This window comes from Paracoccus albus (genome assembly GCF_027913035.1).
Lineage (GTDB): Bacteria > Pseudomonadota > Alphaproteobacteria > Rhodobacterales > Rhodobacteraceae > Paracoccus > Paracoccus albus.
Genome location: NZ_CP115775.1, coordinates 1,253,519 through 1,270,158, shown reverse-complemented (window position 1 = coordinate 1,270,158; position 16,640 = coordinate 1,253,519). Strand labels below are relative to the sequence as shown.

The 16,640-nt window shown below is 60.8% G+C and carries 13 protein-coding genes and 1 tRNA gene; 5 read left to right on the top strand and 9 right to left on the bottom strand.

Annotated features, from left to right (window positions below):
- Positions 1–263: 263 nt before the first annotated feature.
- The gene (locus tag PAF20_RS06340; RefSeq protein WP_271072866.1) at positions 264–2,108 is read left to right on the top strand and encodes an OmpA family protein; all 1,845 of its coding nucleotides are present in this window, start codon (positions 264–266) and stop codon (positions 2,106–2,108) included.
- Between the two features lie 125 nt (positions 2,109–2,233).
- Here the strand turns inward: PAF20_RS06340 and PAF20_RS06335 are convergent, their stop codons facing one another.
- From PAF20_RS06335 to PAF20_RS06305, 7 genes are all read right to left on the bottom strand, one after another.
- Positions 2,234–4,249: a DEAD/DEAH box helicase gene (locus tag PAF20_RS06335; RefSeq protein WP_271072865.1), complete on the bottom strand. Its 2,016-nt coding sequence runs from the start codon at positions 4,247–4,249 to the stop codon at positions 2,234–2,236.
- A gap of 132 nt (positions 4,250–4,381) precedes the next feature.
- Positions 4,382–5,053, bottom strand: coding sequence for a nickel pincer cofactor biosynthesis protein LarB (gene larB / locus PAF20_RS06330; protein WP_271072864.1), 672 nt, complete (start codon positions 5,051–5,053; stop codon positions 4,382–4,384).
- Between the two features lie 2 nt (positions 5,054–5,055).
- A complete protein-coding gene (gene larE, locus PAF20_RS06325; RefSeq protein ID WP_271072863.1) occupies positions 5,056–5,853 on the bottom strand; it encodes an ATP-dependent sacrificial sulfur transferase LarE in 798 nt (265 codons plus the stop codon).
- A complete protein-coding gene (locus tag PAF20_RS06320; protein ID WP_271072862.1) occupies positions 5,853–7,130 on the bottom strand; it encodes a TRAP transporter large permease in 1,278 nt (425 codons plus the stop codon). The genes larE and PAF20_RS06320 overlap by 1 nt, the downstream gene beginning before the upstream one ends.
- A gap of 6 nt (positions 7,131–7,136) precedes the next feature.
- Positions 7,137–7,652 (bottom strand): TRAP transporter small permease, encoded by a 516-nt coding sequence (locus PAF20_RS06315; protein WP_271072861.1) that lies wholly within the window; start codon positions 7,650–7,652, stop codon positions 7,137–7,139.
- The gene (locus PAF20_RS06310) at positions 7,649–8,635 is read right to left on the bottom strand and encodes a TRAP transporter substrate-binding protein (RefSeq protein ID WP_271072860.1); all 987 of its coding nucleotides are present in this window, start codon (positions 8,633–8,635) and stop codon (positions 7,649–7,651) included. The genes PAF20_RS06315 and PAF20_RS06310 overlap by 4 nt, the downstream gene beginning before the upstream one ends.
- A 32-nt stretch (positions 8,636–8,667) precedes the next feature.
- On the bottom strand, positions 8,668–9,690 hold the full coding sequence (locus PAF20_RS06305; protein WP_271072859.1) for a LacI family DNA-binding transcriptional regulator: 1,023 nt from the start codon (positions 9,688–9,690) through the stop codon (positions 8,668–8,670).
- Between the two features lie 167 nt (positions 9,691–9,857).
- Here PAF20_RS06305 and PAF20_RS06300 point away from each other — a divergent pair, with 167 nt between their 5' ends.
- From PAF20_RS06300 to PAF20_RS06285, 4 genes are read left to right on the top strand one after another with little or no spacing between them, the layout of a single operon-like run.
- On the top strand, positions 9,858–11,297 hold the full coding sequence (locus PAF20_RS06300; RefSeq protein WP_271072858.1) for a lactate racemase domain-containing protein: 1,440 nt from the start codon (positions 9,858–9,860) through the stop codon (positions 11,295–11,297).
- Positions 11,294–12,163 carry an NAD(P)-dependent oxidoreductase gene (locus PAF20_RS06295; RefSeq protein ID WP_271072857.1) on the top strand — a complete coding sequence of 290 codons (870 nt, stop codon included), beginning with the start codon at positions 11,294–11,296 and terminating at the stop codon, positions 12,161–12,163. The genes PAF20_RS06300 and PAF20_RS06295 overlap by 4 nt, the downstream gene beginning before the upstream one ends.
- On the top strand, positions 12,153–13,355 hold the full coding sequence (gene larC, locus PAF20_RS06290) for a nickel pincer cofactor biosynthesis protein LarC (RefSeq protein ID WP_271072856.1): 1,203 nt from the start codon (positions 12,153–12,155) through the stop codon (positions 13,353–13,355). Before PAF20_RS06295 ends, larC begins: the two co-directional genes overlap by 11 nt.
- Complete coding sequence (locus tag PAF20_RS06285; RefSeq protein ID WP_271072855.1) at positions 13,352–13,912, top strand: HupE/UreJ family protein; 561 nt, start codon at positions 13,352–13,354, stop codon at positions 13,910–13,912. Before larC ends, PAF20_RS06285 begins: the two co-directional genes overlap by 4 nt.
- A 53-nt stretch (positions 13,913–13,965) precedes the next feature.
- Here PAF20_RS06285 and PAF20_RS06280 read toward each other — a convergent pair.
- Both PAF20_RS06280 and PAF20_RS06275 read right to left on the bottom strand, forming a co-directional pair.
- Positions 13,966–14,042 (bottom strand) — tRNA-Arg (locus PAF20_RS06280).
- An 88-nt stretch (positions 14,043–14,130) separates the two neighbouring features.
- Positions 14,131–16,590, bottom strand: coding sequence for a Hint domain-containing protein (locus tag PAF20_RS06275; protein ID WP_271072854.1), 2,460 nt, complete (start codon positions 16,588–16,590; stop codon positions 14,131–14,133).
- Positions 16,591–16,640: the final 50 nt, after the last annotated feature.

Sequence of the window (16,640 nt, the reverse complement as noted above, 5' to 3'; positions counted from 1 at the left end):
TTGAAGACAACAGGAAGGGCAAGGCTGGCGCGACATCTGCCTGGTGTGAACCGCACAGTATAAATTATTTGCGAACCGATCGTGACCGAGTGCGAACGTCAAGCCCATGATATGTAGTGAGATATGTTTCCACTGTTCATCTGCGCAACCTGAGGAAGGCACTGCCGCTGCTGAAACATCACGCAGTTGTTTGGGAACCCGAAGGCAGCGGGCCGGTTCATCCTGCGAACGCATCGCCAAGCTGGCTATATGGAGGAGCTGACATGCGCCGTATTATTCACAACACAACAGCGATCGCAGCGTGCCTGTCGCTGATGGCACCGCATCTTGCGATGGCCCAGACAGATGCCCCCGGATCGGAGGCGACGCAACAACCTGCCAGTGAAGCGGCAGGCCTGCAGGCCGCGCCGGCAGAGGAAACCTGTGCGGATGGATCTGCCCCGCCCTGTGATGACGCAGCATCTGCCGAGCAGGCGGAAGAGGAACCGGCAGAAGAGCCTGCCGAGGAACCAGCTGAGGAAGAGGCCGCCGCTGACGCAGAGGAACCTTCCGCGCCGGCAGCCGAAGAAGCTGAAGCCTCGGCTGAGGCTGAGAGTGGAGTAGCCGAAGAAGAAGCGTCGGAAGAACCCCCGGCCGAGGAAGAGCAGGCTGAACAGCCCGCCGAAGAAGCAGAAACCGCGTCCGAACCGGCACCCGCTGAAGAGGCACCGGCAAATGCGGCTGAAGAGGAACCTGCCGCCGAGGATTCGGGTCTTGGCGCGGAATCCGAAGAAGCTGCGCCTGCCGAAAACGCAGAAGAATCTGCGGCCAGCGAAGAACCCGCCGAGACCGAGGAAGCTGCCAGCGAGGAACAATCTCTGGAAGAAGCACTCGCCGCGGAGGAGGAGGCTGAGAACAACCCCGACGCCCCGGCAGCGACTGAGACCGACGGTGAAAGCACCACGGAAGCTGCGCAGCCTGCGGAAAACACCGCCGAAAACGCTGCGCCAGAGCAGAATGCAGCGGAAACCGAGGCTGCCAAAGAGGCTGCTGAGGCATCTGAACCCGCTGCTGCCGCTGCGCTGAGTGCCGATCCTGCCGAGGCCGAAGTGACCGAAGAAGAGGTTACCGAGGAAAACAGCCGTTCTTCTGCCGAGGATTTTGCAACGCGTCTGACTGATGCGTTGGAAGGCGAATCCGACAATGCTCAGCAGCAGCAGGAAGCATCCAGTGACGACGATGATGACGACAACGATCTGGTGAAGGCGCTGCTTCTGGGCGGTGCAGGCATCGCAGTCGGTGCGATGCTGGCGAATAACCGTCAGGTTGCGCTCAGCTCACCCGACCGGGTTGTCGTGACGCGTGCGGATGGCAGCCAGCAGGTCATCAAGGATGAGGTTGCGCTGCTGCGTCAGCCCGGCTCGACCGTGACGACCGAAAACTTCAGCGACGGCTCATCGCGCACAATCGTCACGCGTGAAGATGGCAGTCAGGTCGTCACGATTCGCGACGCCAATCTGCGCGTCCTGCGCCGCACATTGGTCAGCGCCGACGGGACCGAGCGTCAGTTGATCGACGACACGACGGCAGAACCGGTGGATGTCGCCACCCTGCCCGCACCTGCCGCGACCTCGACAACGTCTGCCAGCCAGATGGATGAGGCCGCACTGCGTGAGGCGCTTCTGTCGCAATCGGCGGCTGACCGTCGGTTCACGCTGTCGCAGATCCGCGATATCGCTCAGGTCCGCTCGCTCGTGGCCCCGGTGAATATCGACTCGATCACCTTTGACACCGGCTCTGCCGCGATCAAGGCGGATCAGGCTGAACAGCTTTCCGCGCTTGGCAATGTCATCCGTGACACGATTGCCGACAACCCCGGTGAGATGTTCATGATCGAAGGTTACACCGATACGGTGGGCGCTGACGCGGCAAACCTCGCTTTGTCAGACCGCCGTGCTGAATCGGTCGCCCTGGCGCTGAGCGAATATTTCGACGTGCCGCCGGAAAACATGGTCGTTCAGGGCTATGGTGAGGAATTCCTGATGGTTAATCAGGAAGGGGATGTGCGTGAAAACCGCCGCGCCTCCGTCCGCCGGATCACCGAACTATTGCAAACGGCTTCCAACTGACCGGGTCAGGCGGGCGCGTACAAAGCGCCCTCCGCAAGGAAGCAGAGGGCGGGCGGTTTTCACCGTCCGCCCTTATCGTTCAGGCACAGTGGATCGGTTGGCCCCTTACGGTCATTGCTCTCCGCTCAGCCTTTTGTCTTCGGGCGCCGCGGCACGGCATTGCCACCCTGACCTTTCTTGAAGCCTGACTTTTTGCCTTTTGCTGCGCGCTTGTCAGCGCGGTTCCCGGAACCGGCCGCCTTCGCGTCAAAACCCGGCTTGCCGCGATGCGGCTTCTTTCCAGCCCCGCCGGTCGTTTTCTTCCAGCGTGGTTTCTTGCGTGGCGTGTCGAGGTCATCCGGCGCAAGGCCGTGATCGGCAGGCGACCATCTCTCAGCCTGTTCCTTTTCGGGGCGGGATGCGGGTTCTTTCTTGCGGTAGGGTTTCGACGGCGCTTTCTGCGGTCCGCCCACATGCTCAGGCGCGGGTTTCGCGTCAACTTTCTGCGGCATCGCAGCGCTGCGCGGCTTCCCTGGCCTCGCACTGGCCTTGCGCGGGGGCTTTGGCTCAGACGTTGCGCCCAGCATCGGCTCACCCTTCTGGCGACGCATGGACAGCCCCGGCTCAAGCTCGATTTCGTCGCCGAATTTCGGTGCCGCGCCCGTTGCGATCTGCACATGGGTTTCGTTTTCGCGCACGCGGATAGCGCCGATATCGTCGCGCGTGATACCGCCCGCCTCGCAGATCTTCGGCAGAAGCCAGCGGGCCTCGGCCCGGCCCGTATGACCGACCGACAGGGTAAACCAGACCGATGCGCCGAATTCGCGCGGTGCCCTTGGCGCTGCGGCGGATGGCGGCGGGATGTCGGTCAGTTCCTCAGGTGCCGGGCGACCATCGCGCCAAAGCTGGACAAAGGCGGCGGCTATCTGTTCGGCGCCGACCTTCGACAACAGCTCGCGGGCGATATCCATATCTTCTAACTCAGCGGTCAAGGCAGGATGATCCAGCATCCGTTTGTCATCACGCTCACTGACCTCTTCTGCCGAAGGCGCCTTGCCCCATTCGGCCACGACCTTGGCGCCCTGCAACAGGCGCTGCGCCTTCTTATGGGCCGAGGGCGGAACGATGAGTGCCGAAACACCCTTGGCCCCTGCCCGCCCGGTCCGGCCAGAGCGGTGCAGCAGCGTTTCCGAATTGGTCGGCAGATCGGCATGGATCACCAGCTCGAGACCCGGCAGATCAATCCCCCGCGCCGCGACATCGGTCGCGATACACACCCGCGCCCGTCCGTCGCGAAGCGCTTGCAATGCATGGGACCGTTCCTGCTGGGACAGCTCGCCCGACAAGGCGACAACTTTGAAGCCGCGATTGGCCATGCGGGCAAGCAGATGGTTCACCTCTGCCCGCGTCTTGCAAAAGACGATGGCCGTCCGGGCCTCGTAATAGCGCAGCAGATTGAGGATGGCGTTTTCGCGGTCGCGCACCGCGACGTTCAGCGCGCGATAGGTGATATCGCCGTGCTGCCGCGCCTCTCCTTTCGTGGTTACGCGCATTGCGTCGCGTTGAAAGTCTCGAGCAAGGCGCTCGATCGCGGGCGGAACGGTGGCCGAAAACATCAGCGTGCGGCGCGTGTCCGGCGCGGATTGCAGGATGAATTCCAGATCCTCGCGGAAACCGAGGTCCAGCATCTCATCCGCCTCGTCCAGGACCGCTACACGCAACTGCGCGAGGTCCAGCCCGCCGCGCTCTATATGGTCGCGCAGACGCCCCGGCGTTCCGACGACGATACCGGCACCCCGTGCCAGAGCGCGCCGCTCTGTGCGATAGTCCATGCCGCCGACACAGGTGGCAATCTGCGCCCCTGTCGCGGCATAAAGCCAGCGAAGCTCTGTCGCGACCTGCAAGGCAAGTTCACGGGTCGGCGCGATCACCAGTGCCAGCGGCGTGTCGGTTTGCGGAAAGGCGCCGTCATCCGGCAACAGGTCTGACGCGGCGGCGATGCCGAAAGCCACGGTCTTGCCAGATCCGGTCTGGGCCGAGACCAGTAGGTCTCGTCCGGTTGTTTCGTGATTCAGCACCGCCTGTTGTACGGCGGTCAAGCTGTCATAGCCTCGTTCGGCCAATGCCGCGGCCAGAGGCGCGGCGATCTGTTCATGGGTCATTCAATCTGCCTGGGCTGGCCCGCGGGCCGGGTTCACGGCACAATCCTGCCTCCAAGCGCCGCGCATCGGGCGCAACCAGAACAGCCGATCCGCTGAACTATCGCTGCAAACCCGCAGAGTCAAAGCCTGATTTCAGTCACCCTGCCCGGCTGACGCCGAGTTCAGCATTTTCATGGCTGCAACTGCGGCGCCATATCCGTTCCCGATATTTACTGTGACAACCCCCGGCGCACAGCATGACAGCGCCGCGCTCAGCGCAGCCGCGCCATCTTTCGACACGCCATAGCCGACAGGCGACGGCACGGCGATAACCACGCCAGGCACCAGTCCGGCCAGCACGGAGAACAAAGCGCCTTCCATCCCGGCGACAGCGATCAGGACGCGGTAGCGGGAGAGTTCTTCGGCCACTGACATGACGCGCCATAACCCCGCCACGCCGACATCCGCGAAGACCGGAACCTCGCACCCGTGAAACTGGAATGTGCGCCGTGCTTCTTCGACGACGGGAAGGTCGCTGGTGCCTGCGCAGACAAGTGCCACCGATGCGTCATCGGGTCTCAGATCGGCAATCCCGCCCATAATTGCTGTTCGGGACAGGGGGCAATAATCCAGCCCCTTGATTTCGACCTTCTCTGCCCGCGCAGAATCAAGACGCGACAGAAACAGCCGCGCGCCGCGTTCTTGCGCATGCTCGATGATCTCAACGATCTGGTCGTCAGTCTTGCCTTCGCACATGACCGTTTCCGGAATGCCGGTGCGGACCTTGCGCTGCCAGTCGAACCGGAATGCGGGATAGTCAGCCATGCTCAATCACCCTGCAAGAAGGCAGAGCCCTGACGATAGGGCGCGACCTCAATCAGCATTCTCCCGGCTGCGCGGCAAAGTTGCAGCGCCTGCGCGGAGAGCCTGTCGCGTATCAACTGATCCGCCCAGTTCTCCGGCCCCAGTTCAAGCCTGACACCGCCGCTGACGATGCGGCATCGCAATGTACCTTCCGACGCGCTCGCCCGGAGCGCGGACTCGCTCCTCTCTATGAAACTGACATCGGCTTCGGTCACCGGAATGCCCGTCTCGATCCGGCTGGCAAGGCAGGGTTGCGCGGGCAATTCGCTGATATCGTTCAGCCCGAAACTACGGGCGATCGCGCGAATATCGGCTTTGGTGCACTCCGCCTCGATCAGCGGGTGGCGCACATCGCGTTCCTTCGCCGCAAGCAGACCGGGCCGGAAGTCGCCGAGATCGTCGAGATTTGCGCCAGAGGCGATCATGCCGCCAGACGATATGCCGCGTATACGGTCATACAGGTTGGACTTGCAGAAATAGCAGCGATTGACCGGATTGCGCAGGTAATCCGGATCAGAGAACTCGCCCGCCTCAATCACATGCAGGTCCCAGCCATGCTTTTCCGCATGACGACGCACCAAGCCCGTGGCAGCAGCGGGAACTGCGGGGGAAACAGCGTGGCACATCGTGACCGTCCCCCCTGCCCGCCACCTTTGCGCGGCATGGGCAAGCGTCATGCTGTCGACACCACCGCTGACGGCGATGAACAAATGATCTTGGTGATCGAGCACCCGTTCAAGACGCTGCGCCGCCCCCTCCATCAGAACGCCCTGACAAGGAAGAGAGACAACGAGGGGAACATGATCAGCGGGATCAGCACCAGCATCAGGATGGCGATGAATGGCCACGTCTCTTTCAGGATCATGCTGAAGGGCGCGCCGGACACCTGCTGAACGATGAACAGGTTCAGCCCGAAGGGCGGCGTCAGCAGACCGATCATCAGCGTCACCACGGCGACGATGCCGAAATGGATCGTATCGATCCCCGCCGCCTGCGCCAGCGGCAAAAACACCGGAACCGCAATGGTCAGGATGGCGATAAGCTCCATAAACATGCCCATCACCAGCAGGATTCCCGCGATGATGAACAAAAGGATCGTCGGATTGGTCGTCACATCCATCATCGCCGCCTGCACATATTGCGGGATTTGCTGGGTCGAGACCAGCCAACCATAGATATTCGCCGATGCCACAATCAGCATGATCGTCGCGGTCGATCTTGCCCCAAGCCGCAAGCTGTCGGCAATATCGCCCAGGTTCATGGAACGGTGGACCACCAGACCCAGCACCAGCGAATAAAGAACGGCGGCGGCCGCAGCTTCGGTCGGGCTCATGATACCGGCCCAGATGCCGCCCAGAATGATCACCGGCAAGAGCAGTGACGGAAAGGCGGCGATGAACGCGCTGAAGATGGCGGGAAAGCCCGCAAATCTGGCATCGCGCGGAAAGTTCCGGCGCCTTGCGATCAGCGCGATATAGATCATCATCGCCAGCCCCATCAGCATTCCCGGCACGAAACCTGCAAGGAACAGGTCACCGATTGCGGCACCTGAAATTACACCGAAAATGACCATTGGCACGGATGGCGGAATGATCGGCCCGATGGTCGAGGATGCCGCCGTTACCGCCGCCGCGAAACCGGGATCATAGCCCTGCCGTCGCATGGCGCGGATCTCGATGGCACCAAGGCCCGCAGCATCCGCCACCGCCGATCCCGACATGCCCGAAAACAGCATCGACGCGGCGATATTCACATGACCCAGCCCGCCGTGGATGCGGCCAAGGATAGTATTGGCAAAATGGAATATCCGCTCTGTCGCGCCGCAGCGGTTCATGATCTCTGCCGCGAGGATGAACAGAGGAATGGCCAGAAGCGGAAAACTGTCAAGCGCATTGCCAAGCCGCTGCGCGATCACCAGCAGGGGCAGATTGCCGTCCCAGACAATCAGCGCAAGGCTGGACAGAAGCAGGGCGAATGCCACGGGCATCCCGATCAACAGAAGGGTCAGCAGACCGCCGACAAGAATAAGCGTCGCCATGTGATTTTATCCCAGGCCGGTTTCGGACTCTGTATCGCTGAACAGCGTCCGGTTCAGTATGATCGCGAAGAAGTTCAGTGCTGTGGCCAGCATCATCAAGACAGAGCCTGCCAGCACCGGAACATACATCCACGCCGTCGAAATCCGCGTCGCAGGAAGCTGCATCCCCTTGACGACGGGAATGATCTGCCAGGCGCCCCAAGCGATGACGCTCAGAACGACAATGCAAAGCACCAGCCGGATCAGATCAAGCGAACGGTCAACGCGCCCCGCAAGGCCAAATGTATCCTTTAAGTTGATGGCAATCTGGATATGCCGCGCCGATGCCTCGGACGCGCCGATAAACACCAGATAGATGAAGCAGATCCGGGCCAGCTCATCCGACCATGACAGCGAGTTGCCGGTAAACACCCGCATCCCGATCTGGGCGGCGACAAGGACGAGGATCGCGGCAAGCGCGACCCCCGCCACAAAGATCGAAACCCGCGCGATAATCATCGCGACAGCGGCCAGAGGGTTCATTCCCACGCCGCCTTGACGGCCTCGACAAGCTCAGGCGAATAGCCGACAATTTCCACGAGCGCGTCGAATTCACCGCGGAAATGCTCTTTCCAGTTGTCGATATCGACATCCTCGATGGTGACGCCTTCGCCGTCCATCGCGGCCTCCGCTTCCTCAATCTGTGCGACGACCTGTTCATTATGCCAGCCCGCGACCTCTTGCGCTGCGGTCACCAGAGCCTGCTGCTGCTCTTCCGTCAGCGATTGATAAACCCGTTCAGAGATCATCACGCCGGTTTCTTCATAGTTGTGTTTTGTGCGGGTCAGGTTCGGCGCGATGGTGTGATACTTGTTCGCATAAAGCCAGTTCGATGCCTGCTCTGTCGCCTCGACTATGCCCTGCTGAAGTCCGGTGAATGTCTCGGACAAAGGCATGGGCGTGGCGGCGGCCCCGGCAAGGGTAAAGTTTTCGATCCAGCTTTCCTGCGGTGGCACGCGGATTTTCAGCCCCTCCAGATCCTCGATAGTGCGGACGGGGGTGGTCGAGATGAAGTTGCGGGGTCCCCGATCCCAGTTCTGCGCCAGGATACGAATGCCCTCTTCCTCGGCCAGGCGGTCGGCCATACCGGAAAAGATCTCTCCCTCATGCATGGCGCGAGCCTGTTCCTGATCGTTGAACACATAAAGCGTCCCAGAAATCCAGAAATCCGTATCGAAAGCGCCCAGCCATGTCGTGCCACCGACGAACATTTCCAGCGTGCCGAGTTTCAGCCCTGACAGCATATCATTGGCAAAACCAAGCTGAGCGGCGGGATAAACCTCCATTGTCACTTCGCCGTTGGTCAGTTCCGCGACACGCTCTGCCATCCGTTCGGTTGCCTGAACGTCGATATGGCCGGGCGGGTCGATAAGTCCGGCTTTCAGAACCGTCTGCGCCTGAGCAGCACCGGCCAGAAGCAATGTGCTGCCAAGGGCAAACGCGGTTATCTTGCTGACTTTACTCATTCTTCTCCTCCAAGAATATGTTAGTCGTTGAGCTATCCCCGTCTTGCGCAGGGTCCTGTGCTGCCCCGCACGATCAGGTCACTGTCGAGGCAGTAGTTTCGGCTTGGGCTGCCGATCGGCTCTAGCGCGATCTGCGCGGCCAGCTTGCCGATGCGGTACGCATCGACACGGATCGTGGTTAGCGGCGGGTCCTGATAGGCCACCATGTCCATGTCGTCGAAACCGGCGAGCGACACATCGCGTGGCACGGAATACCCCATCGCTTTCGCCGCCTTCAGCGCGCCGATGGCAAACACATCCGATGCGGCAAAAACAGCGGTCGGAGGCTGGTCACGCGACATCAACCGCTCCATCGCCTCATAGCCTTCCAGCAGGTCGGGACGACGTTCAAGCACCAGCTCGCCGTCGAAGCCGATACCCGCTGCCTCTAGCGCGTCGCGATACCCCTCCAAGCGGCTGCGGGCGCGGGAAATCCGGGTATAGGGACCCACAATCAGCCCGATCCGGCGATGACCCAGTCCAATCAGATGTTCCGTCATTCGCCGCGCAGCCTGCCGGTTGTCGATCCCGACATAGCTGATCGACGGACAGTCGGCGGGTTTTTCCCAGACCATGACGACGCGCGTTCGACCATCCCCAGCCAGCTTTTCGACATGTGGCATCTGTTGGTCGGTAGCACCCGTCAGGATCATAGCATGAACGCGACGCTGTAGAAGCGAGTCAATCAGCGTGGCTTCTTTTGCGGCTTCATAATGCGTGGCACATTGGATCACAGAATAGCCAGCATCGGCGGTTACGTCCTGCACGCCATGCAGCGTTTCGCCGAACAGCGCATTGCTTGCCGTTGGCACCAGCAAACCGATCACCGTAGAGCGTCCGGTCAGAATATCGCTGGCACTGGCGTTATAGACATAGCCAAGCTCTGCCGCGGCAGCCTGTATGCGCTGCGCCGTATCTGCAGAGACCTTCTCAGGACAGCGCAGCGCGCGCGACACCGTTGCGACCGACACGTTCGCACGCCGCGCAACATCACGCATATTCAGGGTTCGGTCCATCACCTCGCCTTGTAACTAGTTTCACTAATGGTGGCGGTCGTGACACCCTTGAGTCAAGATAATTATTAATCTCGACGAAAATCGGCAGTAGGAATTATACTGGACAGAGTTCCGGAACCGTGCAACTTATAATGTAACTAGTTGTATAGCGCCGATGGGAGGGACGGATGCAGGAGATTCATCTGGACTATGGGGATGGCAAGATGAGCGTCTCCCTGCCTGACAGCGCCACGATTGTCCGCTTTGGCAAAACCTACACCGATCCGCCGAAAATCGACCCTGTCGAGGCGACACGCGCGGCCCTTGCCTCACCCGGCGAACTCCCTCCGCTGTCAGAATTGGCTGGTCCCGACAAGAAAATCGCCATCGCCTTCCCTGATCGGGTCAAAGGCGGAACCCACGCAATGGCACATCGCAAAGTCTCGATCCCGCTGGTCGTGGAGGAACTGCTGAAGGGCGGTGCCAAGCTGGAAAACATCACCCTGATCTGCGCAATGGGCCTGCACCGGATGAACACGGTCGAGGAATGGCGCGAATATCTCGGCTCAGACATCGTCGATCAGTTCTATCCCGACCGGCTGGTCAATCACGATGCAGAGGATCCCGGGCTTTTGCAGCTTGGTAAGGATGAGATGGGCAATCATGTCGAATGCAACCGCCTGATGGCAGAGGCTGACATTCCCATCGTGATTGGCCACTGTGCGGGCAATCCCTATGGCGGCTATTCCGGTGGCCACAAGATGGTCGCCACGGGTTTCACCGGCTGGCGATCCATTGCGTCGCATCATGTGCCAAAGACCATGCATCGAGACGACTGGCTGGGCGCATCACCCAAGGGCCGGATGCGGGACCAGTTCACCTCTATCGGCAAAGCGATGGAAGACGGGATCGGCAAGAAGTTTTTCGCCGTGGATGCTGTGATCGGTCAATTTGCGGACGTGCTGGGTGTTCATGCTGGATCGTTGGATTACGTCGAAAGGATGTGCTGGCCGCTGGCGAAGCAGCGCACCAATGTTGAACTGCCGACCAATGAGCGCGCCGATATTCTTGTCGTCGGCGTCCCGCGCAACTTCCACTACGGCCCCGGAATGGGATCCAACCCGGTGTTGATGAGCCTTGCGCTTGGCGGGCAGCTGTCACGCTGCTGGAATGCGTTGCGCCGCGATCCGGTGCTGATAGCCGTGGCCAATCTGGATGGGTGGTTCAATAAGTCATGGTTCCCCTCTTACGAGGAGACCTTTTGGCAGATGACGAAATACCCGCGTCAGGAAGATTACCTTGCCTCGGAAGAGGCACGGAAAATGTCCGTTAATCCAGAATATACATATAGTTATTCTAATTACTTCACGTATCATCCGTTTCATGCCATGTCGATGTTGTCGGGCGGGGCAGTGCCCAACAAGCGCTGCCAGCGGGTCTTTATCGTCGGATCCGAAAAACCCCTGCACGCCAAGGCGATGGGCTTCACGCCGCTTCCAACCTTTGACGACGCCATGCGCGAGGCGCAGCGTTACGTCGGGAAGAACCCCAAAGTGCTGTGTACGCCGGAATGCTTCTCTGGCGGGGCGGCGCCGCATCTGCATCTGAAAGGGGAACGCCCGGCATGAGCACCGTTGCGATCATTGGTTTCGGCACAATGGGCCGTGTCGCCGGCAGCCGGATCATGGAGGCCGGGCATATTGTGCGGGCATCGGACCCACAGCCTGCGAGCATGGATGCGGCCCGCGGGATGGGCGCGGCGCCCTGCCCGACGCCGAAGGATGCAGCGGCGGGCGCCGATGTGGTGCTTCTGTTTCTGCCGGGGCCGGCGCAGATTGCATCAGTTGTCTCTGGTCCCGAGGGCCTGTTGACAGCCGATCAGAACGGCCTGGTGATCGTCGATCACTCGACGGCAGATCCCGCCACCGCGCGGGATATGGCTGCAAAAGCTGTCGAGGCCGGGGCCGGTTGGGTAGACGCGCCGGTTCTGGGCAGGCCGTCCGCCGCTGGGAAATGGGCGCTGCCTTGCGGGGCCAGTGAAGGCGCTTTGGAAAAGGTGCGCCCTGTGCTTGAAACCTACGCGCGGGCCGTATTCCCGATGGGGCCACCGGGCAGCGGTCACACGGTCAAGCTGCTCAACCAGATGATGTTCGGCGCAATCAACGCCATGACGGCAGAGATGATGGCGACCTCGGCGCGGATGGGGATCGAACCCGCGAAGCTGTATGAGATCATAACCGCCAGTCAGGCAGGCACGGTCAGCAACCTGTTCAAGGAGCTGGGCAGCCGCATTGCGCAGGACGATTATGAAAAGCCGACCTTCAGCCTGAACCTGCTGGAAAAGGATGTGCGACTTGGGCTGGAGATGGCGGCTTCGGCTGGCGTTTCGACGAGTTTGGGTGACACCGTCGCCGCCATGAACCGCCAGGCCATCGCGCAGGGCTATGGCGATCAGGACAGTTCCGTGATGTGGAAATCGCTTGATGAGCGTTGAGGGAGCACGGCACCTGCATCTGGACCCGGTCGGTGGTATCGCAGGCGACATGTTTGTGGCCGCCCTGCTGGACAGCGCACCGGAATTGCTACCGGGTGCGACGGCACTTGCGACGAAGATCGGCCCCGGCATCTCTCTGACAGTGCCCGAACACAGCTCGCACGGCTTGCGCGGCAGGCAACTTCGCCTTGCACTACCGGGGACAGAGCGCGGACCGCGGCATTATGGCGACTATCTGTCGCTTCTGCACCAGGCCGCCCCCGATCCGGGGACTGCCGATCGTGCTAGCGACATCCTGCTTCGTCTTGGCGAGGCAGAGGCGAAGGTGCACGGCGTCACGCTGGAGCGCGTGCATTTCCACGAGATATCGGACTGGGATTCCATCGCAGATATTCTGCTTGCCGCCTGGCTGATCGGGCAGCTGCGCATCACAAGCGCCAGCGTCGGCACTGTGCCGATCGGGTCGGGTCGAATCAAGACCGAACACGGCATCATGCCGGTGCCCGCGCCGGCGACAGCACAGCTTTTGCAGGGGTTCGCCGTCATGGACGACGGCATCGGAGGAGAGCGCGTAACACCAACCGGCGCTGCTATCCTTGCGCATCTGGGGCCGGTACCACGTCTGCCGGATGGGCTGATGCTGCAAGGGATCGGCTATGGTTTCGGCACCCGCCAGATGCCCGAAATCGCGAATATGCTGCGTGCCACTCTGCACGAACCTGTCGAGACCGCAGCTTACGACAGCATCGGCGTCATCACCTTTCAGGTCGACGATCAGACGCCGGAGGATCTTGCGGTCGGGCTTGAGCACTTGCGCTCGCGGTCCGAAGTTTTGGAGGTTCTGCAGTTTCCGTGCTTTGGCAAAAAGGGCCGCATGGCGATCAGAATAGAGGTCCTTTGCCAGCCCTACGCGGTCGGTCTGGTCGCGGATCAATGCTTTGCCGAAACCACGACCATCGGCTTGCGCATCGCTGTGGAGCGTCGCCGTCTGCTGCCGCGTGAGGCCGGTATTGTTCGAACAGGCGAGCACGATTTTCACGTCAAGCGCGTCACACGCTCCGGTGGTGAAGTAACCAGCAAGATTGAAAGCGACGATCTTGCCAGAACATCAACCCACGCCGCACGCCAAAAGCTGCGCCGAAGCCTGGAAGCAGATCAAACGCAGCAATCAAATTCAGGGAATAAATCATGAAGCGACAATTGTTCTTTATCGCGGTCGCCACAGTCATGCCCGGCCTGGCGAGCGCCCACGGACTCGGCGCGGGCAGTAACTTTCAGTCTGGCCTGCTGCACCCCCTGACCGGAGCGGATCATCTGGCCGCGATGCTGGCCCTTGGACTTCTGGCAGGCAGCATCGGGGGCCGCGCCATCTGGGCGGTGCCACTTTGCTTTCTGGCGGCAATGCTTGGCGGGGCCATGCTGGGTGCGGGTGGCACTATGATGCCGGGGACAGAGCAGGTAATCCTCGCGTCGGTTATCGTGCTGGGCGTGACTGTGGCGCTTGCATTGCGGCCCTCTGCGATTCTGCTTGGCGCAATGGCGATCATCTTCGGCGCGGCGCATGGTTTCGCACATGGGTCAGAGGCCCCTGCCGGATCAATGGCGCTTTTCGCATCCGGCTTTGTCACCGGCAGCGCAGGGCTCATACTGGCGGGTATTGTGCTCGCAAAGCTGATTTACGGCCGGGGCTTTCAATTGGCTGGCGGCGCATTGTCGCTGCTGGGTCTGGGCGTCGCTTTCGCAGGCTGAATGAAGGCAACCAAGACGGCCCGACTTGCCGTAACATCAAGACGTGGGGATTCTGGCGGGCCCGGAAGGACTTGAACCCTCAACCTTGGACTTAGAAGGTCCCTGCTCTATCCAGTTGAGCTACGAGCCCGCGCGCCGGTCTTGATGGCCGAAAACCGAACGGGGCGCAACGAAAAAGGCCGGGGTTATCCCGGCCTGTTCTCATTAAATGCAGTGCTTCACTGCAAAAGCTGTTTGCGATTCTGAATATGGCGCACCGCAAGCTTGCGGCCCATGCGGCCCGATGCCAGCTCACGCGCCGCCACGGGCACGTGATCGCCCGATGCCAGTTCCGGGAAGATCGCGAAGATCTCTGCCGCGGCGGCTGGGCCGACTGATTTCAGCGCTTCCCGTCCGGTGAACAGCGATTCCGATTCCGCGCCATTGGCCAGCACGATCTGATGGGCATCGAACAGGAAGTGGACATATGTGACCTCTGTCAGATCATGGGCCACGTCGATCCCTTCGATCTGGCACAGCTGCTTGGCCGCAACCAGCACCTCCATCGCGCCGAACATTTTCAGCGCGATTTTCGAGCGAACCAGAATCCGGTGCTGGGGCGAGACGATCAGATCGGCCTCTGGCAGCCCCTCGCCAAGCGCACCTGCGCGAATACGGATCGGGCGAAGGTTCGGGTTGGCGTTCAGGATTGCAGCGTCCATCCTGCGCTTGCCGATCCAGCGGATCGCCTGCAGCCCGGCATCGCGGGTTTCCACCATATCACCGACAGCCAGATCGCCAGCCGCCACCTCACCCGCATCAGTAAGGATCAGCGCGTCGGCGCCGAAGCAGACGACATTGGTGTTGTCATAGGTCAGCGTGGCAGGAGAGCCGTCAGGATTGGTGATCGTCATGGTGAACGGATCCTTGATCCCGTCGCCATCAACATCCGCATCCATCTTCTCGAGATCATCGAGAACGCCATCCGCCTGATCAGCCTTCATCCACTGCAGCGGATTGCCATAGGTCGTCTCGCCCGTCTGAGCGGCTACGAAGTTATAATAATCCAGGCTGGTCTGGTTGTAATATTCGCTAAGATCAACGAAATCGTTGTTGGTCTGGTCTTCATCGCCGAAATCCTGACCGGTGGCAGTGTTGAAATCGCTGATCGTATCGCCGTTTCCGGCAGTGAACGTATCGAAACCTTCACCACCGGTCAGACTGTCGCTGCCCTCGCCCCCATCAATGAGGTCCTGGCCATAGCCACCGAAAATACGGTCATCCCCCGCGTCACCATCAAGCGTGTCATCACCAACCCTGTCTGATGAACTGGCAACGTTGTCACCATAGATGACATCCGCACCGTCGCCGCCCGAAGCATAGTCATTTCCCGGGCCAGCAGCGATCGTATCAGTGCCCTGAGCACCATAGAGCGCGTCATCGCCGCCATTGCCGTAGAGCGAGTCGTTATCCGCGCCGCCATAGGCGGTGTCATTGCCTTCACCGGCCTGGATCCAGTCCCTCCCGCCATCGCCGGTGATGGAATCGTCACCGACGTTGGCGTTGATGGAATCGTTGCCCTCACCGCCGATGATCGTGTCATTCTCCGGCTCGGTGCTGGATGACGAAAAGCCACCCTCCAGCGTGTCGTCCCCACTGCCGCCTTCGATACGGTCGCTGCCGGTATTGCCGGTGATGTTGTCGTTGCCATCGCCACCGCGAATGGTGTCGCCTTCCGAACCGCCATAGATGGTGTCGTCGCCCAATTCACCATTAAGGACGTCCTTGCCAGAGCCGCCGCGGATGGTGTCATTGCCTGCGCCGCCCCAGGCGATGTCGTCACCATCGCCGCCGTCTATGACGTCATTGCCGACAATCGTCGACTCTCCGCTTGCAGCGTCACCGAAAAGGCGGTCGTTTCCGGCACCACCGTCCAGCGTATCATCACCTTGCCAGCCAGAAAGGAGGTCCTTGCCCTCCCCGCCGAGACCGACATCGTTGCCGGCCCTCAGTTCGATCACGTCATCGCCTGCGCCACCATCAACGGTATCGTCCCCGGCGTCGGCATCGACCGAGTCATTGCCCGCGCCGGTCTGCGCATAATCGTTACCCAAGCCGAGATGTGCCGAATCGCCAAACGCGCTGCCGATGAAACGATCGGCGCCACCCGACATCCGCGCGGTAATGCCGCCATCCGATGAAGAGGCGTCAATTGTATCATCGCCATCGGCCGTCGAAATATATTCTATCCCACTGAAATCTGCCGTTGCCGCTGTGCCGGTGACAGAGGCGCTTCCTGTACCAGCCGCGCCGGCAAGGGCAATGTAGCTTGCTGTCGTATTCAGAAAGACAAGGCTATCGGTTCCCGCGCCGCCGATGATGGTATCCGTTCCGACCGTGTCAGTATTGCGTATCAGAAAAGAGTCATCGCCTTCGCCGCCATCCAGAAAGTCACTGCCGGGGCCACCATCAAGCTGATCTTTGCCAAGCCCGCCGACAAGGCTGTCATCGCCGTCCTGACCGTAAAGTGCGTCATTGCCTTCGCCGCCATCAAGCGTATCCGCGCCGGAATTTGGCTGATTCGAATGTTGGGAGTTTGCGCCAAAAAGCTGATCCGCGCCCTCTGCGCCGGTGATCAGGTCATCGTCATTGGTGCCGTGTAGCGTGTCGCTATTGGCTGTGCCTGGGATAGTAGCCAATTGAAATCTCCTTTTATGAATGCCGCACCGATAAGACAGACAGGAGAGAG